The sequence below is a fragment of the Arhodomonas sp. KWT genome (assembly GCF_010993615.1).
This window is the reverse complement of record NZ_WNXE01000934.1, coordinates 1-653: the sequence shown is the minus strand read 5'-3', so window position 1 is coordinate 653 and position 653 is coordinate 1. Positions and strand designations below refer to the sequence as shown.

The following is a 653-nucleotide window of genomic DNA, read 5'->3' as shown; positions in this document are numbered from 1 at the left end:
CGTAACTGCCTGCCGCCGTTGGATTAACCAGCCCGGCTCCATAGGAGCCATGAGTCGCACTCATCAATACGGGGAAGCGCTCCCCCTCTTGCCGGCGGGGTGAGAGCCGCGTCAGCGAACCGCCGGATTCACCCGGGTCGGTACGGCCCCCATTGCGGGGCCGTCCAGCGACGGGCTCATTCCCCGTGACGCATCGCCTCGAGGATGACGTTGAAGGCCGGCGAGGACCGCCGGCGGTGTGGATAGTAGAGGTAGTAACCGGGGAACGGCGGACTCCAGTCCTCCAGCACCGGCACCAGCCTACCCTCGTCGATATGCTCGCGCACGAGGCCCTCGGGTACGTAGCCGATCCCGTAACCCTCGAGCGCCGCGTCAACAATCGGGCCGATGGTATTAAAGGTCAGCTGCCCGTTCACCCGGACATGGAGCTCCCGCCCGTCCTTCTCGAACTCCCAGGCATAGATGGAACCGTGCGTGGGCAAACGCAGGTTGATGCAGCAGTGGTCCGTGAGGTCCCGCGGCACCCGGGGCAGCTCCCGCCCCTCGAAATAGGACGGCGCCCCCACGGCGAGCATGCGGAAATCCGGTCCAACCCGCACGGCGATCATCCCTTCCGACACCTGCTCCCCGAGGCGCACGCCCGCGTCGAACTT

At 66.5% G+C, this 653-nt stretch carries 1 protein-coding gene; it reads right to left on the bottom strand.

Going from position 1 to position 653, the window contains the following annotated elements; genetic code table 11:
• Positions 1-176: 176 nt before the first annotated feature.
• On the bottom strand, positions 177-653 hold a 477-nt coding region (locus tag G7A99_RS23390), incomplete at its 5' end, for a LysR substrate-binding domain-containing protein (protein WP_240466401.1).